Raw genomic sequence first — 25,039 nt, 5'->3', positions numbered from 1 at the left:
AGGAGCCCTTTTTCATTTATGGATTTACAAATCTTTGATGAACTTCAGCATCTCGGCCGCGTGGCCTTGTGCTTTGATTTTACGAAACTCCCCGACAAGCTTCTGGTCCTCGTCGATAACAAAAGTGCTGCGCTCAATGCCCATTACTTTCTTGCCGTACATGTTCTTTTCTTTGATCACATCAAACAACTGACAAAGCTCTTCGTCTTCATCAGACAATAGTTCAAACTTAAAGTCATACTTGCAGATAAACTTGTCATGGGATTTCAAACTGTCGCGGGAAACACCAAAGACCACGGCATTTTGCTTTTTAAACTGCGCCAGCAGGTCATTAAACTCAATGCCTTCGGTCGTACAGCCCGGCGTGCTGTCTTTCGGATAAAAATACAGCACAACCTTTTTGCCTTTCAAAGAAGACAGACTCAACGTTTCTCCGCTGGAGGATGGGATTTTAAAGTTAGGGACTTTTTTACCAAGTTCAATTTTAGCGGCCATTCGGAATTCCTTGTGGTTGTTCTTGCGGTGGTAATTGTTGTTGCTGTGATTCATCCTGCGGCTCCGGCACCGGCGGATTGTTGGGATCATATCCTTCCGGGAAGCCTTCATTCGAAGGATCGGTGTTTTCCGGCACTTCAATCATGTCCATTCCTGGATTCTGACTGCGCTGACGCTGCAATAACACGTCTGGATCGACATCACGTCCTGCGGGCATTCCAAGTTCTGGATTTCCCGGATGCAGAGGTTCACTGCCAACCGGCGCCGGGCCTGACGGCATTGGCACGGGCCCACCCGCCTTTGGCGCCCCCGGAGCGGGAGAAGATCCCGGTGCTGGCGCTGGAGCCACAGGCGGCTCTTCCGGAGCGTACAGCTCTGTTTCCGTGACGGTGATCTTTCCTTCCATCGGAACATCAGCTTCAATCTTGCGGATGTCGGTCAGATTCTCATAAACTTTTCCGCGCAATTTGATCAGATTTTTACCGGACTTTTGGTAGTCGTAAACATCCAGGCGGATCATCTGTTCTTTGCTGCGATCCTGCGCCCAGTCTTTACAATTCAAGCTTTCCAGCTTTTCCTTCCCCTTCAGGGAACAGTGAATCTGCCTGTTCAGAATGCCGGCCCCCAGCCCCAGGACCTCCTGCAAATTTTCGGGATAGAAAACCAGATTCATTTCGCCCTCTTTCGGGACATCAAAGCTGGCAATGCGCTTGGCCTCGGCTTTGTCGCTGCATTTTTCAAAAACCTCGCCCTTTTGCGGGTAACCCAAAAGACCCAAAATATCACGCTTTACGACGTAGCGGTCGCAGCGAAACATTGATTTGTTCGTCAACTTGATGTTTTGTGAGGCCAACAAAGCTCTTTGAACTTTCCCGAAGGGGGATTTACTGATCGGTGGGCGCGCTGCGGTCAAAACCCACCACGCCTCACGGTGAATACCGTCGGCCTCAGCCAGATAGCGCACCAGAACATCCAGACTTTTATCTCTGTGCGAGGTGTCTTCTGCCTTCGGAGTAAGCACTTTGACGACTTTTTCTTTCTCGACAGGCGCTTCTTCTTTCTTCCCAAAACAGGAGGAAAGCCCCAATGCGGCAATAAGCGCGGCAGACAGAAGAATAATCAGGCGGCAAAGCTTCATATCTAGAGTCTTGCAAATAGGCCCTGTGAAAACAAGAATTTACTTTACCTCGTTTGAATCTTTACTCTAAACTTTCTAAGAATCAAATTGAAGCACTTTTGCAGGAGGTTCTCATGGAAAGAATTTGGCTTAAGAATTACCCGAAAGGCGTTCCCCACGAGGTGGATCTTTCCAAATATGGATCACTGGTGGATGTCTATGAAGAAGCCATCGGCAAATTCCAGTCCAAAAAAGCTTTCACCAGCATGGGAGTCAGCCTCACCTTCAGCGACCTGGATCGCAAAGTGGATCAGTTTGCCTCTTTCCTGCAAAACGAACTGAAGTTGAAAAAAGGCGATCGCATCGCCATTCAAATGCCGAATCTTCTGCAATTCCCGATCGTGGCCTTTGCAGCTTTGCGTTCGGGCCTGACCATTGTAAACACCAATCCGCTGTACACGGCCAAAGAAATGCGTCACCAGTTCAAGGACTCGGGCGCCAAAGCCATCGTGATTCTGGCAAACTATGCTCACCTGCTTCAGGAAATCCTGAAAGAGACAGACATTGAAAGCGTTGTGATCACTGAAGTGGCCGACCTGTTCCCGACTCCGAAAAGAATCCTGGTGAACTCGGTTGTGAAGTACATCAAGAAAATGGTTCCAGCTTATCACCTGCCACAAGCTTACACCTTCCGTCAGGCTTTGGAATTGGGCGCGATGAAGCCTTCTTCCAAAGTTCCGACAAACCTTGAAGACATCGCCTTCCTTCAGTACACCGGCGGCACAACGGGCGTTGCCAAAGGTGCGATGCTGACACACAGAAACGTCGCGGCGAACATGCTGCAGATCTGTGACTGGATGAAGCCCAAACTGCGTGAAGGTGAAGAAGTCGCGATTGCAGCCTTGCCGATGTATCACATCTTTGCTTTGACTCTGAACTGTCTGGGGCTTTTGCGCTACGGAAGCGAGAACGTGCTGATCCTGAATCCGCGCGACATTCCTGGCTTCATCAAAGAACTTAAAAACACTCCATTCACCGTGATGGCTGGCGTGAACACTTTGTTCAATGCATTGATGAACAATCCGGCCTTCACCACGATTGACTTCTCTCGCGTGAAAGTCAGCGTCGCCGGCGCGATGACCCTGCAAAAACCGGTGGCTGAAAAGTGGATGGAGCTGACCAAATCCGTGATCGTGGAAGGTTACGGCCTGACGGAAGCTTCTCCGGTTGTGTGCTGCAACCCGATTGACGGCACCGACCGCGTGGGCACGATCGGCCTGCCGTTCCCAAGCACTGACATCATGCTGATTGATGATGATGGCAAAGAGGTCCCGATGGGCGAACCGGGTGAACTGGTGTGCCGCGGTCCTCAGGTGATGGCGGGTTACTGGAACCGTCCGGATGAAACAGCGCAGGTTCTGAATGATGGCTGGCTGAAAACGGGTGACGTGGCTGTGGCTGACAATGATGGGTTCTTTAAGATCGTGGATCGCAAAAAAGACATGATCCTTGTCTCGGGCTTTAACGTTTATCCGAACGAAGTGGAAGAAGCGATTGCATCCCACCCTGGAGTTCTGGAAGTGGCGGCGATCGGTGTGCCGGATCAGCACTCTGGTGAAATCGTGAAAGCGGTTGTTGTGAAAAAAGATCCAAACCTGACTGCGGAAGATGTGATTGCTCACGCCCGCAAGAGCCTGACAAACTATAAAGTTCCACGCCTGGTGGAGTTCCGCACAGAACTTCCGAAAACGAATGTCGGAAAAATCCTGCGCCGTGCTTTGCGCGATAATGCAAAATAGATTCTGACGAAATTAAAAAAGAAAAAGCCTGATAAGGAAACTTATCAGGCTTTTTTTATTTTAAGCTGCTTCAGCTGAAGTGCCTGCTGGCACCTCAGCTCTGCCGGGCCAAGCCCGCTTACGCCTTTTTATTCCAGGATGCGCACCAAGCGTCGCCAAGAACCAATTTGCCAGCGAAGATGGTGCAAGTGCCGGCTTCTTTGCCGTTGCGAACTTCTTTTTTAGCGTAGAAACCGCAAGTCACACAGTGATTGCCTTTGGCTTCTGGAGCTTTTTTGTAGTCTTCAACGTACTTTACTGCTTTTGCTACAGAGTCGTTAGGATCAACCAATGCCATGCCACCAGCGGCCGCGCCACCTGCTGCAGGAGCTCCACGTTTTTTTTGAGCTTCAGCGGAAGAAGAGAAAATAGCGTTCAACATTGTTGGCGCAACTACAGCCACACCGGTGATTTTCGCAAGAGTCGTGAAGAAACCACGGCGATTCATATTCGTCTCAGTCATTGATGCCTCCATCATTTGGTTTTCAACTAGACACTACCTGAAATCACTTGGTTTTCAATTGGAAAGAAGGCAAATGACAGCCTTGCAGCGAAAAAATCTGACCTAAGTTATGAAAATCGCAACGAAATGCTGCATGGTCTGCCACAAATAGTGGCATTGACAGGGGCGACTTTGGACCATCGCCCGGTGAATGATTAAGCGTGCTTATGGCAAAGGCAGGCGCGACGATTCAGCACGTGCGCTGTGATCAAAACAAAGCTTCCGATGATGGTGACCGCATCGTGCTCCATCACTTCCACCCACTCATGCGGCAGAACCGAGGCCGCACAAATCATCGCCAAACCCAGCACTCCCAACGAAAGCACCTTCACCTGGCGGTGATGCTTGTAACCACTCCAGAACGCAAAAAGGCCCACTGGCAAAATCACCACCGCCATCAGGATGTGCACCCACTCTGCGTGAAAGACCTCTCCCATGACAGGCAAAAGCAGAATCAACAACGGCGTGGCCAGACAGTGAATCGCACACAATGAAGACAGCACAATCCCGATACGGTCCCAGGTCAGCGTCTTTTCTTCAAAGACCTCGTGCTGAGTGTGATCCACCTCGCAGCAGGAATCATGTGATTTGCCGGAGTTTACAGAATTTGGATTCAGGATTGTTTCGTCCACGGATACCGCCTTTGGAACCCCAGTTGTCTCCTAAATGCAAGTTACTGTCAACTAGATTACCTTTTGCGTTTCCCCTTGGAAAAGAAGATAAGGAACAGGTGAGCAATCCATTCATTCCTCCTATTTACGAACTGGGGCCTGATTTCTACGATGAAGTCCGCCCTGCCGCATTTCCCAAGGCCATACTGCGATATCGCAACCAGGACGCTGCTGAAAGCGTAGGATTGGGCCTGCTGACACCGCAGGAGTGGCAAAAGCACTTCTGGGCCTTTGAGAGCCTTCCTCAGAATATAAAAACACCGCTGGCTTTGCGGTACCATGGTCATCAATTCCGCAGCTACAATCCGGATCTGGGCGATGGACGGGGCTTTCTTTTTGCGCAAGTGCGCGATGACCATCGACTGCTGGATCTGGGAACCAAAGGCAGCGGCACAACCCCGTATTCCCGCCGGGGTGACGGACGTCTGACCCTGAAGGGCGCCTTCCGCGAAATCCTGGCGACAGAGCTTCTTCAGTCCTATGGAGTCAACACCAGCAAAACCTTCTCGGTCTTTGAAACCGGAGAAAGCCTGGAACGGCATGATGAACCGTCCCCCACACGCGCCGGCGTTTTGGTTCGACTCAGCCACAGCCATGTCCGCTTCGGAACTTTCCAGCGTCTGGCCTTTTTCAATCAGACCGACAACATCAAAAAATTAATTCAATATTGCGTGCGCCATTACTATCCAAGTCTTGCCGGCTTCAGCGAAGCCGAGCTTGCCGCAGAATTCCTGCGTGCTGTTTCCCAAAAAACCGCTGAAACAGTCGCCGCCTGGATGATGGCGGGTTTTGTTCACGGCGTATTAAACACCGACAACATGAACATCACCGGGGAAAGTTTCGATTATGGTCCGTACCGCTTCCTGCCGGTTTATGATCCGGCGTTCACGGCAGCGTACTTTGATCAAAGCGGCCTTTATTGCTTTGGCCGTCAGCCCTCGGCTGTCCTGTGGAATCTGCATCAACTGGGTGGCGCCCTGAAAGTCGCCTATCCTGAACTCCCCGTCCCGGAGCTTCTGGAGGAGTTCGGTGATGCCTTTAACGTTGAAGTGCAAAATCGGCTGTTGAAAAGACTGAACCTGAAAAATCCATTGCAGGAAATCACCGCCATTCACGAACTGAATGCGGAGCTTGTTTCAGGCGTTTTCCAGTTTATGGATACAGAAAAATGCGCCTTTGAACAGACCCTTTATGACCTGCATTCCGGGGCTTTACCGGAGCGTCTGCAAAGATCCGTGCAAAAAGACCTTTACCAGAAAGAGTCCTTTAAAAAATTAAGCGAAACCCTGTCGTGCTTTGAAATTGATGATGAAGACAAAGCCTGCCACAGCTACCTGCAAACCGGCAAAGCGTGTGCACTCGTCATTGATGAGCTGGAGGCTTTGTGGGCCCCCATCGCCACCCAAGACGACTGGGGACCGTTTGAACAGAAGCTGCTTGAAATACGCAGCTTCCGGGGACTTTACGGCTGATAGCCTGCCAGCTTAGCCAGCTTGGCGCGGAACCACGCTTTAAAGTCTTCCACGAAACCAAAGGCCGCAGGAACAATCAACAACGTCAGCAATGTTGAACTGATCAAACCACCGATGATGGCAACACCCATGGATGTTCTCATCGCCGAAGCTTCATTCAGTCCGATCGCAATTGGAATCATCCCGGCGATCAACGCCAAAGACGTCATCAGAATCGGACGAAGACGCGTGCGACAGGCCTTCAGGATCGCCGTATTACGCTCCATCCCCTCATGAATAAGTTGATTGGTGTAATCCACAAGCAGGATCGAGTTCTTCGCCACAACCCCCAGCAGTAACACAATCCCGATAAGCGAGAAGATGTCGATGGTCTTGCCAAAGATCAGCAACGCCAGGAAGGCACCGGTCATCGCCAGCGGCAATGCCAGCAAGATCGTGAATGGCGTGATGAAGCTTTCATACAAGCTCGCCAAAACCAGATAGATGAATGTCACACCCAGGATGATTGCCAGAAGCATGTTTTCAATCAGCTCTTTAAAGTCATCCGCCTGACCTTTGAAGGCAAAGTCCACACCCGGAGGTGGCGGCATTTCCTTTTTGATGATTCTTTCAACTTCCGCCGACACGTTCCCCAGCGCCCCGCCCTTGGCAAGGTTTCCGGAAATCTGGATGTAACGACCTTTGTTCATACGATTGATCTGAGAGAAGCCTGAAGCATTCTCCCCTTGAGCAATGCGTGAAAGCGGAATCATGTTGTAGTTCGCATTCGGCACCAGGGTCGTGTTGAACTGGCTGCGCAGATCACGGAACAACTCCTCGAAACGCACGCGGATTTTATAGTCGATACCGTTTTCACGATAGATCGCCTGCTCGTTACCCTCGGTGCGGTTGCGCAATTCGGCCCCCGCCGTCACCGTGGAAACACCCAAAGCCTCAGATTTCTTACGGTCAAACACCACATGGAATTCCGGCTTGCCGGAACGGAAATTCGTATCAACATCCACCAGGCCGGGGATCTTTTTCATGCGCTCAACCAATTTCGTGGCATAGGCATTCAACTGATCCAGATCCTCACCCTGAATATTCACATTCAGAGGTTTTTCACCCGAGTTCACCGCATCGATATCACCAATGGATACATTGGCGTCTTTTTCAAACTGCGGGAACTTTTTGCGCAGGGACTCTTTATAGTCTGTCGTGTTCATGCTGCGCTGTTTGCGCTCGACCAGTCTGATGAACATCATGGATTTGTTGGATTCGTTATTGGAGTTACCAACAATCGTCATCACCATGTCCACTGCCGGGTCATTTTCTAAGATCTTCTCCACTTTTTCCGTGAACGTGCTTGTCGCCATCAAAGAGCTTCCCACCGGAAGCTCCACATTCACCACGAACTCTCCGTTATCCGCCGCCGGAAGGAACGTCGCCGGGATGAAGGCCAACGTGCCCAAAGAGGCCACAAAGATAATCACACCTCCGGCCAGAATCTTTTTCGGATTCCCCAGGGTGTATTTCAAAGCTTTTTCATACCAGTCCTCTAACCAGGTCTGGAACTTGTCAAAGGCCGTCAGCATGCGGCCGACAATGCCGGTGCCTTTGACGTGTTCATTCGGGTGCGCCATATATGCCGACAACATCGGCGCCACCGTGAAGGCATCAAACAGGGAAATCAACATCGTAAAGACAACCGTCAAACCAAACTGCTTGAAGAACTGCCCTACGATCCCCTGCAGGAAGGAAATCGGACCAAACACCGCGATAACAACCAGAGTGGTTGCAATAACGGCCATCGCAACCTCTTTGGTTCCATCCAAAGCGGCATCTTTCGGCTTTTTGCCCATTTCCAGGTGTCGGAAGATATTTTCCCGCACCACGATCGCATCATCGATCAAAAGACCCACGGCCAAAGAAAGCGCCAGCAAAGTCATCAGGTTGATGGAAAAACCCATAGCCCACATAATGACAAAACCACCCAGCAGGGAGTTTGGCAATGCCATGGCCGTAATAAAGGTCGAACGCGCCGACCCCAGGAAGAAGAACACCACGATCACGCACAGAATGATACCGATGATGATGGATTCCTTCACGTCATACACGTTCATCTGAATTGGACGGGACGTGTCGCGCACCATCGTCACAGTGCCCTTCAGGCCTTTTTCCTTTAGCATCGCATTGACGGTTTCAATGTTCTTTTTTACCGCCTCAGCCACCGCCACCGTGTTGGCACCGCGCTGTTTGTACACGTTCATCAACAGGGCGCGCTTTCCTTTCACGCGACCCATGGTTTTCTGGTCTTCCAGACTTTTCACAACACGACCGACGTCCTTCACCAGGATGGCTTTGTCTGAACCCACAAAATTGACGTTCACCTCTTCAATTTGCTTCAGGGATTCAAACTCCCCGTTGGTTCTCAGGGTGGTTTCGTCTTTCGGGTTTTCAATTTTACCAATTGGAATGTCTTTGGAGGTGTCGATCACACGCTGGGACACCTGCAACATTGAGATCTTGCGATCCTGCAGTTTGTTCTTGTCCACCAGAACGTGAATCTCCTGCTTGCGACCACCGAAGATGTCCACCTGCCCCACGTCTTTGATACGCTCAAAACGCGGCTTGATGACTTCGTTGGCAAGATCATAGGCCGCGCCTTCATCCAGCTCCGTGGTCACAGCCAAAGTCACAATCGGCTGATCGGCCGGGTCAAATCGTCGGATCACAGGTTCATAGATCTCTGAAGGCAGGTCACGGCGGATATTGCCGATGCGGTTCCGCACCTCCTGCTCGACCTCTTTGATGTCTGTCCCCAACTGGAATTCCAGAACGATGACGGCAACACTGTCCAGATTGTTGGATCTGAGATTTTTCAGACCCGAGATGCTGCCGACTTCATCTTCAATAAGTTTTGAAACCTGCTTTTCCAGATCCAAAGGCGAAGCCCCTGGATAAGTCACCTGCACGAACAAAATCGGGAAGGTCACATCCGGGAACATATCCACCGGCATTTTGCGCAGCGAGAACGCCCCCAGAATCAGCATCAGGATCACAATACAGGAAATAAAAATAGGTCGTTTGATCGACAGACCAGGCAAATTCATATTATTTCTCCTCCCGGTTGTTTTCATCCAAAGTGACGAACAAGCGGGCCTGAGCTTCCATTTTTCTCTGCTCAGATTTCAGTTTGGTCAAAGTCAGTTCCGCATCGGCGGCATCTTCTTCGGCATTGATCACATTGGCTGTGATCGAACGGCCTTTGTTGAACAGATCAGCCTGCGCTTTGGCGGCATCCGTCTGCAGGCGCGCGATTTGTCCCGCGGACTCAATGCGTTTGTTCATTTCAGAATAACGACGATTCAGCTCGATCCACGCACTTTCGCTGTCCAGAATTTTTCTTTCACTCTGCAACTGGGCAGCCAAGGCATCCTTGCGCGCAGCGGATTTTGCCGAGCCCTTCACGTCCGTGTCGAACATATAAATCAGGTTCAACCCCACCTTCCAGGTCGGAAGCTTGTTGTCTGTCCATTTCGAGGTTGCATCCGGAATGCTCTTGTCCGGCTGAAAGTTGTTGGTGTTGTAGGCACCTGAAAGCACCAGATCCGGACGATAGACGTCCTCGGTCTCTTTTGCCACCAGGGACATCGCCTTGGCATTCAGGGAAGCCAGATAAGCTTCCAGCGCCACGACCTTGCCCCCGTTGCCATCCACCATGGAATTCAAAGAGCGCAAACGGGAAATATCACCGGAGATTTCCGGCATCGCTTCGTCATCACGAAGCTCAAGGTAGTCACGGATCTGTCTTTTTGCCGCTGCCAGATCATCTTCCGCAGACACAAGCTGCAACTGACGTGCAGCCACCAGGGCCTGGGCCGACAACAGGTCCGCACGGTCACTGATACCATCGTTCACACGGCGACGAGTCCAGGATTCAATGCGACGGGCGCGCTCCAACGAAGCCCGGCCGATACGCAGGTTTTCAGACTGATAGACGTAATCCCAATAAGCCGCTTCCGCACTGACCAGCAGAACTTTTTTCTGCAGGTCAAACTTGCCGACCTCCGCCGTCGCGACCGCTTCCTGGCGATCCTGGCGCAGCCGAGTGGCATTACCAAAAGAGTTCTTCCACAGCGACTGACTTAAACCCAAACCCAATGACCCATAAGAGAACTTCTGGAAATTCGGATTTAGCAGCGCCCCTTCATTTTCAACTTCCGTGGCGTTGGCCGTCAGGGCCACATCAGTGCCCGAAGAGAATCTTTTCGCCAGACCCAGTTTCAGATCTGTTGCGGTGGTCTGGGTTCCCCCCAACTGCGCGAACTGACCCAGCGGGCTTTTGTCATTCAGATAGCCCACGCCCGCAGTGAAAACAGGCACCAGCTCAATGTCACCGGAAACACGGCGGTCTTCCGCCGCCTCTTTGGAAACATCAAAAGCCTGAATGGATTTGTTTTTATTAACGACAGCCTGAAGATAATCCTGAAGATTCATCGCCAGTGCTTGCGGTTGCCACAGTCCGAGCAGAAGTCCTACAAGGGCGCCCTTTTTCATTTTTCAAATTCCTTCCGAAATACAAACTACGAAAGAAAACCTAATTTAGGGGCCTATCCAAATCAAAACATTTCATTATTTGGTTTCAATCCGACGGGGGTGCGTAAATTCATGGGCCTGAAAATGAAAAACCCCGCTACCAGCGGGGTTTTGAAAGCAAATTGAGATTTGAGCTTTCACTGCACTATTTTGCTGCAGCAGCCTCTTCCTTTTTTGCACAATCAGCACATCCACCTTTTTTCGTAGCGCACTCCGTGCCCGAGCAAGCGGACTTTTCAGCTTTCGCCCCACCACAGCCACAATTTTCGTGGTTGTGTGCTTTGTGAGCACAAGAAGCCAAACCCAAAACCAAAACAGATGACAGCAAAAGCATTTTCATGGAACCGATCCTCCAAAATAGTGAGCCTTAAGCTTAGCGAGAGCCTTCATCACAGGGCAAGCAAACACCCCGGCTTCTGGCCCTCAAACCGCAAAAACAGTGACAATTTGCGCCAAGTTTTTTCCATTTTTACCGCCTATTCAGACGAAAATTCCTTTAAAAATGCGCAAACTTACGGCATTTAAACGTCCCATCGGGAACTTAATGCAAGGTGGCTAGATTGAACCAAATCCTGACAAAATGAATTGTTGAAACTACCTCCGATCTGGGGCTTAATGGGTCCGATTCGCGGAGGGGGAACCGAGAATGAAACACTTAAAACTGAAGACAGTCAGCTTGCAGTTTGTGACCATGGTAATGGTCGCAATGTCCGCAGCACCTGTTTATGCAGCCCCCGCAACCGCCGCTCCCGCCCACGAATTCTTCACAGTGGATGAGGACAACCTGGAATCAGACACCACTCGCAGAAACGAATACTCTTTTATGGAGTACTCCCCTGAATTCGGACCTCAACAGTTCATTCAGGGCCTGAAAAAAGTGGTCATCAACCTTCTGAAATGGACTCTTCACGAAGAAGCTCCACCGGCTCCAGAAGAAAAGTACATGCGCAAACTTCACTTCGGCCGCTGGATCAATGATCCCACGGACGACACGTGCATGAACACCCGCGCAAAAGTTCTGGTTCGCGATTCCAATCAGGAAGTCACCTACCGCGGCAACAGGCAGTGTGTGGTGGACGCCGGCCACTGGAACGATCCTTACGCAGGCAAAGAAGTTGTCGTCGCCAAAGAAATTCAAATTGATCACATGGTTCCTTTGAAAAACGCCTACATATCCGGAGCGTGGCAATGGGATTACAAAACCCGCTGCCTGTATGCGAACTATATGGGCTACAAAAACCATCTGATTGCCGCAGACGCCAGCGCCAATATGTCCAAGGGTGACCGTGCTCCAGACAAATACCTGCCATCCAATCTTGCTTACCGCTGTCAGTACGTCCGTGACTGGCTGGCTGTAAAGCTGATCTGGAAACTGAATATGACCATGGATGAAGTTCAGGCGATCCACGACGTGGTGACCAACTATGGCTGCAAGGCCTCTGACTTCAAATTCAGCAAAGCCGAACTTGAGAGCCAGCGTGAATACATCAATGGCAATCTTGATTTCTGCATGATCAACAAAAGATGATCGAGATCCTTTTCGAAGACGATTACTTTCTTGCCGCCGCCAAGCCGGCAGGCATGCCTTCCCAAGCCACTGTTGATAAAAGCCGCTTGGACTTCTTTACGTCCCTGAAAAACCAGTTGCGCAGCGAACGAGGCAATGACTTCTATCTGGCCCTGCACCACCGTCTGGACCGGGACACTTCCGGGGTGATGATCTTTGCCAAATCCAAAGAGGCCAACGAACCTCTGGCAGATCTGTTCAAAACTCACAAGATTCAAAAAACCTATCTTTGCCTGACCAAAAGAACCCAAAAGGCGGCGGACGCATGGGAAGTCGACAATCATCTGGAGGAGATGAAGGACAACAAACTAAAAAAAACCAAGATGGTTCGCACCCAGTCCGGAGGCGATCGTGCCTACACCAAGTTCCGCAAGCTTGAGGTCTTTCCCGAAGCTTTACTGATCGAGGCGCAACCTTTAACTGGACGCATGCACCAGATCCGAGTGCACCTCGCTGATCGTGGCATGGGCATCTATGGGGACGACATCTATCAGGCACCGAAAAATCCCGTGGCGCCGCGACTGATGCTGCATGCTCATGCACTGGAATTCACTCACCCGTTCACCCAAGAATTTGTGCGTATAGAATGTGCAATGCCTGCGGATATGGCGCAATTCATGAAGACATTGACGTTTCACTCCAAAAATGATTGAGTTGACCCTTGTGCCCCGGTGGCGAAATCGGTAGACGCACAGGACTTAAAATCCTGGGCTTCGTTTAAACGGGCGTGCCGGTTCAAGTCCGGCCCGGGGCACCATTCCCTCTCCAAATTTCTTCGGACAGTCCTCGTTCTTTTTGTCTTCCGTTTCATTTTGTTTATTGATTGCTTCAATGATTTTTCATTGGCTTCGTGTTGGCTACAAAGGCCTGCGGAACTTGAAATTTGGAGAGGGAATGGCGCTTCCACTCAAGTTGCGAGTGGAAGGCGTGATGCTTGGTTACTTTGGGGAAGAGCTGCGCTTATAGAAATACATTGGCAGGGCTAGTGACAGGCCTACCATCAAATTAGCTGCCAGAATCATCCACCAGCCGTTGATATTGTTTTTCTTGGAATCAAAGAATGACCATAGCAGGAATGCTGCTGACGAGATGACCAGGTCAACTGCGAAAAATCTGGATACGCTGTTTGCAAATAATTGTTCTAGAAAAAGAGAAACGCTTGCTCCCGGCTCCATAAAGAACGGAACCAGATAGTAAAATGGAAGTACAGTCCCCAACACAGCAAAGAAAATCCATATTTTGCGCATACCTCATGCTATGGGGTTAACAATTCACAAACAAGATTAAAATCCGACATCACAGGCCAGACGTAATTTTAAACTCAACAAACTAAAGAATCGCATCCATGATAAGTTCTTAAAGAGGTCTTTGGGTGAATCTTAGGTTTTTGAATACTCAGAATATTTTCTTGATGGATGCACTCGGCGCTTTATTAAGCCTGGCTCTAACGGCGGGTTTTTTGCCGTTCTTGTCTAGCTGGACAGGGCTTCAGCCGAATGTTCTTTATTTCTTAGCGACGTTCCCGCTTATTTACTGTGTATTTTCGTTTAGATGCTACAAACTGCGAAGCCGAAAACCGTGGATGCTTTTAACCATCCTGTTTGCCAATGCTCTTTATATTCTTGTTTCAGGGGCTGTGATGATGACGGTGCAGGGAATCACCGTTTGGGGTTATTTATTCCTGTTGGCAGAAATTCTGGTCCTGCTTGCAGTCATCCTGATCGAGTGGTCGGTGTACCGCAGTTTCTTTGGAAAAACTGCAGTCTCGGCTAAGGCATCTTATAAATCATAAAATTCAAACGCGGATCCCGACTGCTCACAAAACCAAGGCTGTAACTTCCCGCCTTGGTGAACTCAAAGCGCAGTGCTTTACTCAAAGTGCCGCAATCGCGGATTTTGCCAAAATCCACTGGATTAAAAGAAGTTCCCGACGCCAGTTCGGTCACATCCATGCGTGGATAGGCATCCGATACAATGATATAGAAACCCGGCACAGAGACTTCGAATTTAACAAAACCACCAGAGCTGGCCTCGCCAGAGACCAACGACAAATCAATACGCTGACCGGTACCGACAGTGGGAGCCCCCGCCACGTCCTTGCTTGCTGCGGCCTTGATGCCACTGCTGATCCAGACTTTATAAGCTTCAGCGGAAAAATTACGGGAAGATGTGCAGCCCGCGGGAACATCTGCGGCCACAGCGCCGCCTCCCAACAACAAAGAAAAAACCAATGCAACCATACCTTGTATCCTCAACCAGCGCCAAGCTTATGCCCTGCATTTTCCCGACACAAGTGGTTGCTCAATGCCCCATCCTTTGCCTATAGTTTTAGACAGGGAGACCAACATGAAGACACAACACCTGCTGCTGATCGCGGCTCTGGCTCTAACTGCTTGCACCAAGGCTGAAGAAGAAGTCCCGTCCATCAAGGCTGAATTCCAGCAAAAGTATGAATTCGTCATGGCCACATTTGATTCCACCATTCGCACCCACGACCGCGAAAGCACTTTATCCCCAACCCAGCAGGAGTTCCTCAACCGCCAGTTGAACGAGCTTAAAGCCATCATCCCTTTGCGTGGCATGACGGAAGCCCACCGCTATGACTCTTTGACAGAAAACCAGACTCTGCGTGCTGACAGCTCGCAAGTGGGACTGGTGATCAACCGTGTGAACGTCTGGCAGATCTGCCGTCAGATGAGCTCTTTGGGTGTTGGAACTTTACAGATGGGCGGATACTCTTTGGCGATCAACGCCAACCCGAGTTCAGCCTATACAGTGAACTCCGATTACTTTAACTACGACACCTTTGCAGCCCAGTACCAGGCGCAACCGCAAAAGACGATCTCGGCTCCGGCTGTCATGCTGTGGGAAAACACGGTCAGCAATCCCGGGCAGTGTTACAGCGCCCGCGTGCTGGTGGAATACGGTCTGCCTCATGAAACCGTAAAAAAATCCCTGCTTGAATGGCGACAGAACATCGCAGGCATCCAGGGACGTCTGGAACAACTGACCCGCGAAAGATCTCCGGCGAACTATCCCCTCAGCCATCAGTTGATGGTGGAATCCCAGAAGCTGAAAGAAGCCTTCGACAAATTGCCTTAACAATAAAAGCCGCTTCAACAGCGGCTTTTTCTTTTTCAATCTCCGCCACCCACTCCCATTACAACAATCGCTGGAAAGCAAGTTTTCAGCCCGTTGCCCTTTTTGTCCTCCCCGCAAAAATCACCCTCTCAGATGCTGCTAAATGCAAAGCAGTTGGCCCAAAGCTTGAATATTTATCGCATTGGCAGAGAGAGCCCTCGTTCGTCTCATTTCGAGACAGAGAAAATAAGAACCTTAAAAAGGAGAGAAACCCATGAAAAGAACAATCACCCTGTCCGTCGCCGCGGTTATGATTTCCCAAAGCGTTGCATTCGCTCAGGTGGATCGTACAGCCGAAATTACCGGTCAAGCCATCAGTCAGGCGCAACAAAATATTTCGGCATTAAGAACGAATCTTGTTCAATTGGACACGGCTTTGGAGCAGACAGCAAAAACCATTGATGCCCGCGACAACTCTGGCGGTATCACCAATGCTTTGACCATTGCTGGTGCGGCTGCCGGCCTGGGTCTTTCTGTGATCTCTTACTTCTCTGTGAAATCCCGCACTGCTGGATCCGGACTGCTGGGAATGTTCACCGTGGCGGGCTCCCTGGTCGCTTCGATGACCTCCATCGTTACGGGCACAGGCAGCTCTCTGCTTAAAAAAGATGTCGACACCAAAGCGCTTGCGGACCAGTTGGATGCCATCGAAAAAGAAATTGCTGCAAACAAGGCCGGCCAAAGCAAAGAGGCGTCTGCAATTCTAAATCAGTTGTCTGATTCAGTCTCTGGCATGAAAGCCTCTCTGAAAGACTATCAACAGGACGAAAACAGCACCGACCGCACAAAGCTGCTGGCACACCTGTCTCAAGGTATCGGAACGGCTCTGCTGTTCTACTCCCTGACTCAAAAAGACAGCAACAAAGCTGTCGTCATCGGCGGACTTTTGCTGAGCGCCGGGAACCTGACCCGCATCGTGGCAGGCTTGAGCGATTCTCAGGCTGAATCCGTTTTGAAAGAAATTGAAGCAACCCGTATGAGTCTGCGCACGGCCGCCGCAGTTCTGGAATAATCCTGATGCTGAAGCGGACTCTGTGCTTTTTGCTGACGCTGTCTCTGGGCCTTCCGGTGAAGGCTCAAGGCGCAGCTATGCGTTGCGAGTCCGTTTTCATTCCCAGTCTTAAAGAGGTTCTGGAGACCCTTGACCGCGAAAATTCACAGTATTTATTCAATGGAAAATCCATTCAAGAACACACTTCCACACTGTCGTGGAGCCGTAAAAGAAAGATTCGCAAGATTCTGAATCAACTGGAAATCGAAAACATCCCGTCCCAGGCCACCCTGGAAAGACAGGCCGTGGAATTGGGCACCCTGTTATTTGGCGCCAAAGACGCCCCCTCCCGCTGGATAAAAAAGAACGGTCAGGAACGAATGGAAGAATCCGCTGTTCTGATCGTTAAAGAACAGATCCTGAAAGAAGGCCTGGTGAAAACCTGGGGTCAGACTCACGACCCGGCCACGTTAAGTACCCTTTCCAAAGTCATGGACCGGGTCTGGCGCTTTCAGCACAGCCGCCTCATGGAATTTGCCGGCATTCCGTACTGGTTGCCGAAAATGCCCAACAAAGCCATCAGCAAAGAACTGATGTTCAAGGTCATCCGGGATGGCTACACCACTCATCAAAAAGAAGTCGCCGTGGCTCTAAGATCCCAGAACTACCGGGACGCCTACAACACTTTTGCAAAGATCTATAAACCCGTGGTCTTTGCCTTGATTTTTATTTTTATTATCGAACGCTCTTACGACCAGTATCAGGACGAGATCAACAAGACGGTCGACACCATGATCAAGGATCTGCAACAACAGCGAGAGTCTCTGGATGAAGTCATGCCCCAGGTAAAACTGGAAGAAGGTAAAAATGCCTTCCGTCAGGCACTGGAAGGATTTAAGATGAAGTGGGGCGAAGAGCCCACGTCCGCAGAGCGCGCCCTGATGCAAACCCGCATCGAAAGCGCCCTGGGACTTCCACAAGGCAGTATCGGAGAATAAATGTCAGCTGGGGACTGGAAAGAAATGTACAACGCCGCCGCCACCGGCAATATGGAACTGGTTCAATACCATATCAAAAATGGTGTGGATCCCAACTATCAGCATCCTGAAATCCTTTCCACCGCTCTGGTCGCCAGCATTACCTATGGTCATCTGGAAATCGCCAAGTTCCTGCTTCAGAATGGAGCCAGCCCCACCTTGCTGTCCGAGTTTGATAACATGACCCCACTGCAGGCCGCCAAAGCCTTCAATCGACAGGAAATTATCGACATTCTTGTGAAATTCTCGCCTTCTGATACTTTGCTGGAACGCTTTCTTCGATTTCTGCGCCTGCGCTAGGGACCTTCTTCATAATTTCATAATCGTAATAGTCTCTCCCCCGAAAAAGGCAGTGACAACAGTCCGTGGCTGTATGACCTTAGCTTCATGAACGCATTGATGGCCTTGGCCTTCATTCTGATCCCGACATGTTCTTTGGCAAAATCTCCAGGGCCAAAGGCCGTTCGCTATGGCATCAACTCCAATTACGCCATGCCTTTGATTAATGTAGAGCGAGTTCAGAATACTCCGAAGCTTGAGGGCGGAGTGCTGCGGGACCTGGGATTGGCGATCTTCAAGGAACTTCATCTCAGCCCCACGTGGATACTTTTACCCAAAAGCCGGGTGGCTTCAAACCTGACCTCGGGGAACGTCCATCTGGTCTGTCACCTCAATGAAGTCTGGCAGCCGGCGATCCGGGAGGCCGTTGACTGGAGCCACGATCTTTATCACAGCTCCAATCTGATTGTGTACATCGGGGGAAAACCCATCGCGAAAGCCAAGGACCTTTACGGCAAACGTGTCGGCGGGGTTTTGAATTTCATTTACCAGTCCATGGACGACTATTTCAAAAAAGGTCTGATTCTGCGCGAGGACGGGCCCAACAATGAAAGCAATATCCAAAAGCTGCTGAATGGGCGCATCGACTACATCATCATGTCGAACCTGGAGTTCGACTACTACAAGAAGATCTATCCCAGCCTTGAATCCGCCGACCTGGGAATGGATGAAGTTATCACCAAGTGCGCTCTTTCCCGCAAAGCCCCCATCACTCTGGAAGAGCTGAACCGGGCCATCGACACCATCAAGAAAAACGGAACCTTGGAAAAAATCCTCAAATCCTACAATTAAACCCGGCACCCCCCGCCCCTTCTTGACTCATATGGAGCTTCCTGCGATCTAGGTCCCATGAAAGCCCTTTTGCTCCTGACAGCCCTCGTTCTGACCGTCGCCGGATCCGCCCGCGCCGAGGAGCTGAATTGGTGGGCTGCCACAGCCGAAGACGTGGAAAAAGCCCCCTGCAAAACACCAGGAGCCCCTTCGGCGCACGCCATGGAGTCCGCGCTGAGCCTGCCTGGCCCCGGGGTTTCCAGGACCCTTCACGGCATCAGCTTTAAGAATGAAAAGCCCGCACTGTTGGAGCTTTTCTCGGATCTGCACAAACTCGATATCAGCCTGCGGGGCCGTCCCGAGCTGACCTTCACCATTGCCTGCGACAAGGTTCTTTGCGCTGTTAAAAAAATCTATGGCGATAACGAAGGGGTGCAACTGCTGTATCTGCTAAAGACCTTTGGTTTTAACGGTTCGCACCTGCGCACCAAGCTGGCCTCGCCCTGGCGCTCTGATGAGCTGAACGAGATCCTGCAGGCTTTGGCCGACTATCCCTTGCATCTTTATCCGGTGGAATACAACAAACGCCTGATCCACTTCACGCGTGGCGCACGCTATGGCTTCGGTCAGGACGTGGTGGCCAACGCCAGTATGGAAGTCTTTGACCTGTGGAATGAACTTTCCGCCCCGGAACGGCAGCAGACCTTTTTGCATGAACTGGGACACACGCTGGCCTATCGTGGAAAGCTTGATACTTCGGCTGAATGGCTGCGCCTGGGAGGCTGGCAGGAAACCAACCGCACCGTGAAAGGCGTCCTTTACCGTGAATACACACTGCGGGATCCCTCCAAAGCTGTTTCTGAATACGGGAAGCTGAACCCGTCCGAAGACTTTGCGGAATCCGTGGTGGCCTATCGATTTACGGGGCGCCGATTGAAAGAGCTTCAGCCGCAAAAATACGAATTCCTGAAAAAACAGGTGTTTGCCTCCCAGGAATATTTGTCGCAAGATCAATGCAGTTCCTCACCTTAGGAGTTCCCGATGAAAGACAGCATTGAATTATCCATTAAGCTTAAAGCCAGCAGCGGCTGGATCTGGAATGCCCTGACGGATCGCGGGGAACTTGAAAACTGGTGGAGCGAATCTGTTGTGCTGGAGCCCAAAGTCGGCGGTGCCTTTAAAGAGCCGTGGATGGATGATGAAGGCGATAAACAAATGGCCTCCGGCAAAGTGGTTAAACTCAAGAAAGAGCAGTTCATCACCTTCACCTGGCGGGAAAAAAGCTGGCCCAAAACCGCCATCACTGAGTGCACTTTCACCATTGAAGACACAGGCAAAGAACGTGTTCTGTCACTGGAACACTCCGGCTGGGACACTCTGCCGGCAGAAATCCGCACCAAAACCATCAAGGACTTCAAGGTTGGCTGGGGTTATCACCTGAAAGAGCTTAAATCGTACCTGGATGATTGAAGAAAATTTTGAAACGTTTTCCAAACAAAATCCTAACTGGTAAATGGCCCCAAGGCCTCTTATAAAAGCCCCGAAACCAAGTCACTGCAAACAAGTAACAAGGGGCTTTTCATGAAGACTTTCGCCGTTATCGCAACTGTTTTGCTATCCTCTGTCTCTTTCGCAAAATCGAAATCCTGTTCCTGGCAGGTGGAAAATCACTTCCGTCAACAGGGATATCAGGTGCGTCTGATACAGTTCCAAAAAGAACTGGAGACCGGCGACAAGGTTTACCATGTGCGCACAAACTATTACGGTGGCGACGCGGCCTCTGAAGTGACCACCAGTCCAAAATGTGAAATCCTGGATGTTCGCGAACTTTGGTCAGAGTAATCCTTCCTGGGGCTCGGGTAAAACCCAGGCCTTTTTCATATCCTCGCAGAACTCTTCAAAGCTGCGAGGATCGTGTCCCAGAATCTTTCTCAGCACTCCGGACACTTCCGCCACAGCCCCTTCCCGGGCGGCTCTGTGCAGGCTCATCTGCGCCTCCATCATCCACGACGACTCTTCGCGATTGAAAGTCTTTCTGGCGGCCTCTTCGGTCACCGGAACATAGGACACCCGTCGTCGCGCATAGTGGGAAATGATCGACACGGCCTCGGCATTGGAAAGGGCTCGTTCCCCGGTCAGCACCAGCTCCCTTTTTTGATAGCGCCACGGGTCCTGCAACAGGAACGCCGCCACATCGGCCACATCACGGGCATCCACATAGGACGTTCGCCCTTCCCCTTGAGGCAGATAAAGCGTGCCGGCCATCAGGGATTCATAGTGCGATTTCAGGAAGCATTGCATGTAGATGTTGGGTTTCAGCAAACAATAGCGCAGCCCACTTTGAATCAGGATCTCGTCAGCTTCGCCCTGAATTCGCTGATACAAATACCGGGACACCGGGGATGCCCCCAAACCCGAGACTTTTAAGACAAACTGCACTCCGGAGGCTTTGGCAGCCCCGACGACATTTTCGGCCTGCTGAATCATATTTTCACAAAGAGGCTGGATAAACACCAAGACATCGACATCGCGGAAGGCCTGCTCCAAAAGATAGCGGTTCTCAAGTGGGACCTGCATCCCCTTGATATCCTTTGGCAAGCGTTCCAGATCCCGGCTGACAGCGACCACCTCTCGGCCCATGGAATGCAGTTGGCGAACCAACTCCGTCCCCATGGTTCCGGTGGCACCGGTCACCATAATTCGCAGTTCCATAAAGCCTCCCAGAGTCTTTATTATGACAAATTCTTGGGCCTGAACGTCATCTGTTTCTTAGCAAGAGTCCGCTTGACTCAAACAGGCTTTAGGGATGTAAATACTTAAGTGAATTTTTTTGCCGAGAACCTGAAGGTCTTTAAAAAAGTTTTCTTGCCCCTGTTCGCGCTGGTCGTTCTGTCGAGCAACATAGACCAGTATCTAAACCTCAAAATGGAAACCGCCCTTCGTGACCCCTTGGGAGTTCAAGCCCAGGTGATTTACTATGGCTTTTTCTCGATCTTAAGCAGCATCCTGTTCCCGGTTCTGCTGGTCAGCATCGCCCTGTACGCACTGAACAATCTGGATTCCTCCACCAAAACGCTTCAGGATTTCTGGGCGAAGAATCTGAATCAAATGTATATCGAAACCCTGCGCGCCTGGGGAAAGACCCTGCAGTGGACACTGCTGCTGATTCTTCCGGGAATCTGGAAATATGTGGAGCTTTCGATGGTGCCGTTTGTGGTGACCTCAAGCCCGCAATACGATGAGGGGAAAGTCGATGCCCTGAAGGGCTCAGCCCTTATTGTTCGTCGCCGCTGGTTTGTGATTTTGTCGATTCTGATTTTGTTCCATCTGTTTATTCCGGGAATTCTGACCACCATTTTTGATGCCTACCGCCTGCTGTGGAAAACCCCGGTGCAAAGCCTGATTCTTTCAGCGCTGGATACGTATTTGCTTTTGGTTTCAACTCACATTCTGTTCAATATTTTTAGAAGCGAGGTAAGACGTCATGACGCTCATGTTTAACTGGAAAGATATCAAGAATCGCGGCAAAGGCCTGACCTTCGATGACGTGCTGATCATCCCGGCAAGATCTGACGTGCGTTCCCGCCGTGATCCGCGCCTGACCTCCAAAGTGACCAAGAACTTCACAATTGAAACTCCGATCGTGAGTGCCAACATGGATATGGTCACTGAATATGACATGGCCTACGCGATGAACCAACTGGGTGGCTTGGGGATTCTTCACCGCTTCCTGGACATCGAAGAACAAGCTGCCCAAGCCCGCCGCCTGAAAGAAAACGGCGTGAAAGTGATTTCTGGCAGTGTTGGTGTGGGTGAAGAATTCAAGACTCGTGCAAAAGCCTTGGTCGAAGCCGGTGTGAACATCATCACTATCGACATCGCTCACGGTCACTCTGTGCAAATGATGGAAACCATGAAGTGGCTGAAGGACCAATACCCGCAGGTCGATCTGATCGCCGGAAATCTGGCAACTCCGGATGCGGCTCGTGATCTGATCGAAGCTGGTGCAGACGCCATCAAAGTGGGCATCGGACCGGGTTCGATGTGCACCACGCGTATCATCACCGGCTGTGGTGTGCCGCAACTGACTGCAATTGGCCTGTGCGCAGAGATCGGTGAATCTTACGGCGTTCCAGTGATTGCTGACGGTGGTATCCGCACTTCCGGCGACATGGTGAAAGCCTTCGCGGCGGGTGCAAGCACTGTGATGCTTGGTAGCATGCTGTCTGGCACGATTGAAACTCCGGGGGAAATCAAAAACGGTAAAAAACAATACCGTGGCATGGCCTCCAGATCCGCTCAGGATTCCTGGCGCGGTGGCGTGCCTGAGGGCATGGCTCCTGAAGGGGAATCGACTCAAGTGACCGTCAAAGGCCACGTTAAAGACGTGATCCTGGAAGTCACTGGCGGCATCCGCAGCGGCATGAGCTATATCAATGCGACAAGCATTGCTGAAATTAAAGACAAAGCCCTCTTTATGGAAATGTCTTCCAATGGTATTGCTGAGTCTCGCGCACACGGAGTGAAAAACTAAGAATGGCAGACCAGGATTCCCGTCCCATAGGTGTTTTCGATTCAGGCATCGGCGGCTTGACAGTTCTAAAAGAGCTGGCGCTGCAGTTTCCTCATGAAAGTTTCTTATATGTAGGCGACACCGCTCGCCTTCCCTATGGCTCGAAATCCCCACAAACCATTCGCAAGTATTCAGAACAGATCATCCAGTTCCTGGAAAAACAAAACGTCAAAGCCATCGTGATTGCCTGCAACACGGCTTCAAGCCAAGTGCCCGAACGCGAGATCGATGGCCTGCCGATTTACAATGTGATTGAACCTGGATCTCAGCGCGCACTGGAGCTTTCCTCCGGCAAACGCATCGGCGTGCTGGCCACCCGTGCCACCGTCAACAGCCAGGCTTACACTCACAAAATTCATTCCCTGGATCCGCAGGCGCAGGTCTTTGACCAGGCCTGCCCGCTGTTCGTTCCGCTGGCGGAAGAAGGCTGGGACGCAGATCCCGTCACCAATCTGATTGTCTTCCGTTATTTAAGCCCGCTGTTGCAGAACCATATCGACACGTTGATCTTGGGCTGCACTCATTATCCGATTTTGAAAAATTCCATTGCCCGGGTGACTGGAAGCTCGATTGAACTGGTGGATTCCGGCGAAGCGATTGCGCAGTGGCTGTCGCGCGATTTCAAGAGTGGCCGACTGGGCCCGAATAAAAGCAATGAACCCCGTCGCATTGACATCATGACGACGGATTCTTCCGCGCACTTCACTGAAATGGCCCAGCGGATATTAAAACCCGCCAAAGCCGATCAGTACGCGGTCGTCGACGTTTAAATACAAATCTCCAAAGGCAGCTCCTGCAGGTTATAGACGCTGGCCATGGAATAGCCGTAGGCCCCGGAATCCATAATCGCCACAAAGTCGCCTTCTTGCACTTTTGTCAGTGAAATTTCTTTCGCAAAGAAATCCGAAGACTCACAGATCGGTCCCACAACATCCACCACAAAGGCCGCGTCCGTTCTTTTCAGCGGTTCAATACGGTGAGTGGCTTCGTACAATGATGGACGAATCAGATGATTCATTCCCGCATCCACAATCACAAAAGTTTTCGCACTGGTTTCTTTGATGTACTGCACTTGCGTGATCAAAGCCCCGCAATGAGCCACCAGCCAGCGGCCAGGCTCGGCCTGCAGTTCACAATTCAGATCAGATAGATTTTCCAGAGTGATTTGCGCGTACTTCTGCAACAGGGATTCTTCCAGTTGAAGATCCACGCGATCGTAGAAAATACCCAAGCCCCCGCCGAAGTCGAATTTTTTCAAAGTGGGGAATTCTGCCTTTAACTCAAGGTACACGTTCTTCAGTCTTTTCAGGGCCTCATCGTAACCGGAGAATTCCAGCATTTGCGATCCCAGATGCAGACTGACGCCCACCAGATCAATTGAATCCGAATAGTTTTTTAGGCATTTCACCAGGGCCGGCACCATCGAGCGCTCCATGCCGAATTTATTGTCTTTCAACCCTGTCGCAATATAGGGGTGCGTATTGATATCCACATCCGGATTCAGGCGCAAAGCCACCTGAGCCTTCTTTTTCAGTTCACGACCCAGCATTCCGATGCGTTCAAGCTCCGGCAGGCTTTCCACGTTGATCTGATAAATGCCGAGCTTCAGTGCCTCGGTCAGTTCAAATTTGGTTTTCCCCACACCACTATAGACAATGTCCTGCGGAGAAAAGCCGCATTCCAGGGCGCGCTTGATCTCGCCCAAAGAAACTACGTCGGCTCCGGCGCCAAGGCTTTTCAGTTTTTGCAGAACACCAGGATTGGGGTTGGACTTCACTGCGAAAAAAAGACGAGTCCCCTTCAAAGCCTGAGACATCGCCTGATACCTTTGGGCGACAGAATCAAGATCGTAGACATAAATGGGGCGCATGTAATTGGCCACCAGGGGCAAAAGTGGCTTTTTTAACGGACCAAGACACAATTCATTATTGATGTATTCCACGAAAA

The 25,039-nt window shown here is 50.8% G+C and carries 27 protein-coding genes and 1 tRNA gene; 17 read left to right on the top strand and 11 right to left on the bottom strand.

What is annotated here, in order from left to right; genetic code table 11:
• Positions 1–24 precede the first annotated feature (24 nt).
• Positions 25–495, bottom strand: coding sequence for a peroxiredoxin (locus ACZ520_RS08505; protein ID WP_038449085.1), 471 nt, complete (start codon positions 493–495; stop codon positions 25–27).
• Positions 485–1,633: a hypothetical protein gene (locus ACZ520_RS08500; protein ID WP_464128145.1), complete on the bottom strand. Its 1,149-nt coding sequence runs from the start codon at positions 1,631–1,633 to the stop codon at positions 485–487. Before ACZ520_RS08500 ends, ACZ520_RS08505 begins: the two co-directional genes overlap by 11 nt.
• 113 nt (positions 1,634–1,746) lie before the next feature.
• Here ACZ520_RS08500 and ACZ520_RS08495 point away from each other — a divergent pair, with 113 nt between their 5' ends.
• Positions 1,747–3,411 carry an AMP-binding protein gene (locus ACZ520_RS08495; RefSeq protein WP_464128142.1) on the top strand — a complete coding sequence of 555 codons (1,665 nt, stop codon included), beginning with the start codon at positions 1,747–1,749 and terminating at the stop codon, positions 3,409–3,411.
• A 118-nt stretch (positions 3,412–3,529) separates the two neighbouring features.
• On the opposite strand, the gene ACZ520_RS08490 is transcribed toward ACZ520_RS08495, so the two are convergent.
• Both ACZ520_RS08490 and ACZ520_RS08485 read right to left on the bottom strand, forming a co-directional pair.
• Positions 3,530–3,913 (bottom strand): high-potential iron-sulfur protein, encoded by a 384-nt coding sequence (locus ACZ520_RS08490; protein ID WP_374032815.1) that lies wholly within the window; start codon positions 3,911–3,913, stop codon positions 3,530–3,532.
• Positions 3,914–4,107: 194 nt separating this feature from the next.
• The gene (locus ACZ520_RS08485) at positions 4,108–4,584 is read right to left on the bottom strand and encodes a MerC domain-containing protein (protein ID WP_464128139.1); all 477 of its coding nucleotides are present in this window, start codon (positions 4,582–4,584) and stop codon (positions 4,108–4,110) included.
• Positions 4,585–4,682: 98 nt separating this feature from the next.
• Here ACZ520_RS08485 and ACZ520_RS08480 point away from each other — a divergent pair, with 98 nt between their 5' ends.
• Positions 4,683–6,095: a protein adenylyltransferase SelO gene (locus ACZ520_RS08480; RefSeq protein WP_464128136.1), complete on the top strand. Its 1,413-nt coding sequence runs from the start codon at positions 4,683–4,685 to the stop codon at positions 6,093–6,095.
• Here the strand turns inward: ACZ520_RS08480 and ACZ520_RS08475 are convergent.
• The 3 genes from ACZ520_RS08475 to ACZ520_RS08465 all read right to left on the bottom strand — a co-directional run bounded on the left by ACZ520_RS08475 (position 6,086) and on the right by ACZ520_RS08465 (position 11,013).
• Positions 6,086–9,187 carry an efflux RND transporter permease subunit gene (locus ACZ520_RS08475; RefSeq protein ID WP_464128133.1) on the bottom strand — a complete coding sequence of 1,034 codons (3,102 nt, stop codon included), beginning with the start codon at positions 9,185–9,187 and terminating at the stop codon, positions 6,086–6,088. The genes ACZ520_RS08480 and ACZ520_RS08475 overlap by 10 nt on opposite strands.
• A 1-nt stretch (position 9,188) precedes the next feature.
• Positions 9,189–10,634 (bottom strand): TolC family protein, encoded by a 1,446-nt coding sequence (locus ACZ520_RS08470; RefSeq protein WP_088565391.1) that lies wholly within the window; start codon positions 10,632–10,634, stop codon positions 9,189–9,191.
• A gap of 184 nt (positions 10,635–10,818) precedes the next feature.
• Positions 10,819–11,013: a hypothetical protein gene (locus tag ACZ520_RS08465; protein ID WP_011164259.1), complete on the bottom strand. Its 195-nt coding sequence runs from the start codon at positions 11,011–11,013 to the stop codon at positions 10,819–10,821.
• 306 nt (positions 11,014–11,319) lie between these two features.
• On the opposite strand from ACZ520_RS08465, the gene ACZ520_RS08460 reads away from it, so the two are divergent.
• The 3 genes from ACZ520_RS08460 (at position 11,320) to ACZ520_RS08450 (ending at position 12,997) form a co-directional block, all read left to right on the top strand.
• Positions 11,320–12,201, top strand: coding sequence for an HNH endonuclease family protein (locus ACZ520_RS08460; RefSeq protein WP_416480745.1), 882 nt, complete (start codon positions 11,320–11,322; stop codon positions 12,199–12,201).
• The gene (locus ACZ520_RS08455) at positions 12,198–12,893 is read left to right on the top strand and encodes an RluA family pseudouridine synthase (protein WP_464128129.1); all 696 of its coding nucleotides are present in this window, start codon (positions 12,198–12,200) and stop codon (positions 12,891–12,893) included. Before ACZ520_RS08460 ends, ACZ520_RS08455 begins: the two co-directional genes overlap by 4 nt.
• A 12-nt stretch (positions 12,894–12,905) precedes the next feature.
• Positions 12,906–12,997: transfer RNA gene (locus tag ACZ520_RS08450), tRNA-Leu, on the top strand.
• A gap of 181 nt (positions 12,998–13,178) precedes the next feature.
• Here ACZ520_RS08450 and ACZ520_RS08445 read toward each other — a convergent pair.
• Positions 13,179–13,487, bottom strand: a complete 309-nt coding sequence (locus ACZ520_RS08445) for a DUF2834 domain-containing protein (RefSeq protein ID WP_464128126.1) — start codon at positions 13,485–13,487, stop codon at positions 13,179–13,181.
• 164 nt (positions 13,488–13,651) lie between these two features.
• On the opposite strand from ACZ520_RS08445, the gene ACZ520_RS08440 reads away from it, so the two are divergent.
• Positions 13,652–14,032, top strand: a complete 381-nt coding sequence (locus ACZ520_RS08440; RefSeq protein ID WP_464128405.1) for a hypothetical protein — start codon at positions 13,652–13,654, stop codon at positions 14,030–14,032.
• On the opposite strand, the gene ACZ520_RS08435 is transcribed toward ACZ520_RS08440, so the two are convergent.
• Entirely contained in the window at positions 14,010–14,480 is a 471-nt protein-coding gene (locus ACZ520_RS08435) for a hypothetical protein (RefSeq protein ID WP_464128123.1), read from the bottom strand. The two genes, ACZ520_RS08440 and ACZ520_RS08435, sit on opposite strands and share 23 nt — an antisense overlap.
• Before the next feature lie 106 nt (positions 14,481–14,586).
• Here ACZ520_RS08435 and ACZ520_RS08430 point away from each other — a divergent pair, with 106 nt between their 5' ends.
• The 8 genes from ACZ520_RS08430 to ACZ520_RS08395 all read left to right on the top strand — a co-directional run bounded on the left by ACZ520_RS08430 (position 14,587) and on the right by ACZ520_RS08395 (position 20,361).
• Positions 14,587–15,342 carry a hypothetical protein gene (locus ACZ520_RS08430; RefSeq protein ID WP_464128120.1) on the top strand — a complete coding sequence of 252 codons (756 nt, stop codon included), beginning with the start codon at positions 14,587–14,589 and terminating at the stop codon, positions 15,340–15,342.
• 253 nt (positions 15,343–15,595) lie between these two features.
• Positions 15,596–16,393 (top strand): hypothetical protein, encoded by a 798-nt coding sequence (locus ACZ520_RS08425; protein WP_374032807.1) that lies wholly within the window; start codon positions 15,596–15,598, stop codon positions 16,391–16,393.
• 5 nt (positions 16,394–16,398) lie between these two features.
• Entirely contained in the window at positions 16,399–17,370 is a 972-nt protein-coding gene (locus ACZ520_RS08420; RefSeq protein ID WP_464128117.1) for a hypothetical protein, read from the top strand.
• The gene (locus tag ACZ520_RS08415) at positions 17,371–17,709 is read left to right on the top strand and encodes an ankyrin repeat domain-containing protein (RefSeq protein WP_374032805.1); all 339 of its coding nucleotides are present in this window, start codon (positions 17,371–17,373) and stop codon (positions 17,707–17,709) included. It abuts the gene before it with no gap.
• A gap of 87 nt (positions 17,710–17,796) precedes the next feature.
• A complete protein-coding gene (locus ACZ520_RS08410; protein WP_464128113.1) occupies positions 17,797–18,540 on the top strand; it encodes a substrate-binding periplasmic protein in 744 nt (247 codons plus the stop codon).
• A 57-nt stretch (positions 18,541–18,597) separates the two neighbouring features.
• Positions 18,598–19,551, top strand: a complete 954-nt coding sequence (locus ACZ520_RS08405; protein WP_417869408.1) for a hypothetical protein — start codon at positions 18,598–18,600, stop codon at positions 19,549–19,551.
• 9 nt (positions 19,552–19,560) lie between these two features.
• Positions 19,561–19,989 carry an SRPBCC family protein gene (locus ACZ520_RS08400; RefSeq protein WP_088565402.1) on the top strand — a complete coding sequence of 143 codons (429 nt, stop codon included), beginning with the start codon at positions 19,561–19,563 and terminating at the stop codon, positions 19,987–19,989.
• 111 nt (positions 19,990–20,100) lie between these two features.
• Positions 20,101–20,361, top strand: a complete 261-nt coding sequence (locus ACZ520_RS08395; RefSeq protein ID WP_088565403.1) for a hypothetical protein — start codon at positions 20,101–20,103, stop codon at positions 20,359–20,361.
• Here the strand turns inward: ACZ520_RS08395 and ACZ520_RS08390 are convergent.
• Complete coding sequence (locus ACZ520_RS08390; RefSeq protein ID WP_088565404.1) at positions 20,353–21,231, bottom strand: SDR family oxidoreductase; 879 nt, start codon at positions 21,229–21,231, stop codon at positions 20,353–20,355. The genes ACZ520_RS08395 and ACZ520_RS08390 overlap by 9 nt on opposite strands.
• Positions 21,232–21,444: 213 nt before the next feature.
• Here ACZ520_RS08390 and ACZ520_RS08385 point away from each other — a divergent pair, with 213 nt between their 5' ends.
• Genes ACZ520_RS08385 through murI form a run of 3 tightly spaced genes read left to right on the top strand, consistent with a single transcriptional unit; the run spans position 21,445 to position 23,862 of the window.
• Positions 21,445–22,020, top strand: coding sequence for a hypothetical protein (locus tag ACZ520_RS08385; protein ID WP_374032802.1), 576 nt, complete (start codon positions 21,445–21,447; stop codon positions 22,018–22,020).
• Positions 22,004–23,053 (top strand): guanosine monophosphate reductase, encoded by a 1,050-nt coding sequence (locus ACZ520_RS08380; RefSeq protein ID WP_464128108.1) that lies wholly within the window; start codon positions 22,004–22,006, stop codon positions 23,051–23,053. The genes ACZ520_RS08385 and ACZ520_RS08380 overlap by 17 nt, the downstream gene beginning before the upstream one ends.
• A 2-nt stretch (positions 23,054–23,055) precedes the next feature.
• Positions 23,056–23,862 (top strand): glutamate racemase, encoded by an 807-nt coding sequence (gene murI, locus ACZ520_RS08375; RefSeq protein ID WP_374035658.1) that lies wholly within the window; start codon positions 23,056–23,058, stop codon positions 23,860–23,862.
• Here the strand turns inward: murI and lysA are convergent.
• A complete protein-coding gene (gene lysA, locus ACZ520_RS08370; RefSeq protein WP_416480757.1) occupies positions 23,859–25,034 on the bottom strand; it encodes a diaminopimelate decarboxylase in 1,176 nt (391 codons plus the stop codon). The two genes, murI and lysA, sit on opposite strands and share 4 nt — an antisense overlap.
• Positions 25,035–25,039 lie beyond the last annotated feature (5 nt).

It is taken from the genome of Bdellovibrio sp. BIS2 (assembly GCF_055398295.1).
The sequence above is the reverse complement of the archived record's forward strand: the minus strand, read 5'-3'. Positions and strand labels throughout refer to the sequence as shown.